The sequence below is a fragment of the Rheinheimera muenzenbergensis genome (genome assembly GCF_036984005.1).
Taxonomy (GTDB): domain Bacteria; phylum Pseudomonadota; class Gammaproteobacteria; order Enterobacterales; family Alteromonadaceae; genus Alishewanella; species Alishewanella muenzenbergensis.
On the sequence record NZ_JALAAR010000044.1, the window covers coordinates 1 to 1,518 of the forward strand.

Sequence of the window (1,518 nt, forward strand, 5' to 3'; positions counted from 1 at the left end):
TTGAACCTGCTAACCACCCGCCGTCTGACTATAACTATTGTGAAAAGAAAACAGGACAACTACTCTGACACGGCGGGGCCGTTAAACCATGGACACAAAACAGCAGGCTTGTGCTCCTTCGTCGCCAATTTTAGCCTGCTATTTTGTGCCGTTTACGGCAAGCGTTATGTTTACGCAGGAATCCAATGAAGAATAAAAATTTCGACACTCAAAAATTTCTAAATTGGTTATACCAAAAATACATAGAGCGTAAAGGGTATGGCATAAGAAATATTGATGATTGTCCTTTTTCTTGCAGTTATCCGATTAGCGGTTTACCTGCATGGCTCTATGAAACTGACGGCAACTCAGCTCGCTCATTTGTTAGTGAGTATGCAAAAGAACTTGAAGCAGAAGGGTTGGTCAGGTTTGATATTGAAAGCGGTTTAAAATTCTATTTAACAAAAGATGGTTATCAAAAAGCATCTAGGACCAGGTTGCAAAAAGTCATGGAAGGCTTAAATAAGCATCCAGGAAGCTTGGCAGCTTCAGCGCTGCTAGTGTCCATATTTAGTTTAATTGTCGCTCTCTGTAAATAAGTAAGAAAACATAACAATCAAATATTATCGCCAGCAAAAAGCGCTGGCTGCGACGTCAACCCGCTGCGCGGCTTTCCGCGCTAAATTTGGGCGTTAGGTCTAATTAAGCATTGAGCTAGAATTGTTATGGCAACTAAGTCTGATTTAAAAAGAACTCATCCAATATCAGGTTTGCTCGATGGCTGGTTTTTTTGCTTGCGCGAGCAGTCTGCTGGTGTCTACTTTTGCGAATGCAAGGACTTATTCGGGCGCAGCGTATCGTTCACAGGTACTGATGAGCGAGAACTATTGATTAGGTGTGCAGAAGAGGCTAAATCAGTTGGCAATACCTAAAAAGCATCATCAAAGTGCACCTTCAAAGTTAAGCCCACAACACATGTCTCGCTTAGTTAGAAGATACAAGCGAGGCGCGCTATGAGAATATTTTTTACTCTTTTATTATTTGTCGCTACTTGCCAAGCTACGTCACCAATTGACCTGAAAACCTTTGTTGATGATTGTGACCAAGAACAAACTACCAAAATTGGAGAAACTCCAACACTCTGCGAAGCTTATTTGTACGGTTTCTTGGATTCTCTTAGATTGGCAGATAATGAGATACACAAATGTGTTGTGCAAATAGCTCCGCAGGACGCTCTCAATATATTAAGAAATGAAGTTAAGTCTGGTAGTGATATTGTCCATAGAGATTTTAGCTCTGCAATATATATAATTATCATTAAACATTGTGGTGATTAAATTTACGACTTGTAGCTATTTGGGTTGTTCGAGATTGAATTTTGATATTAGTCTTATAAAACCTAACAAGGCCCAGCATTTCGCAGCCTTTGGCTGCCGGACTCGCTACGCTCGCCGCTGTGGGCGGCGTTGGTATGACTCCCCACGTCAAGCAGGTTGAGCTTATTTCTGTTCAGTTAAGAACCTTCTTTTGCTGTTAAAG

At 41.2% G+C, this 1,518-nt stretch carries 3 protein-coding genes; all 3 read left to right on the forward strand.

Annotated features, from left to right (window positions below):
* The coding region (locus tag MN202_RS20455) for a hypothetical protein (RefSeq protein WP_335737982.1) at positions 1–189 on the forward strand (189 nt) is incomplete at its 5' end.
* Positions 186–578: a hypothetical protein gene (locus MN202_RS20460; RefSeq protein ID WP_335737983.1), complete on the forward strand. Its 393-nt coding sequence runs from the start codon at positions 186–188 to the stop codon at positions 576–578. The genes MN202_RS20455 and MN202_RS20460, both read left to right, overlap by 4 nt.
* 414 nt (positions 579–992) lie before the next feature.
* Positions 993–1,316 carry a hypothetical protein gene (locus MN202_RS20465; RefSeq protein WP_335737984.1) on the forward strand — a complete coding sequence of 108 codons (324 nt, stop codon included), beginning with the start codon at positions 993–995 and terminating at the stop codon, positions 1,314–1,316.
* Positions 1,317–1,518 lie beyond the last annotated feature (202 nt).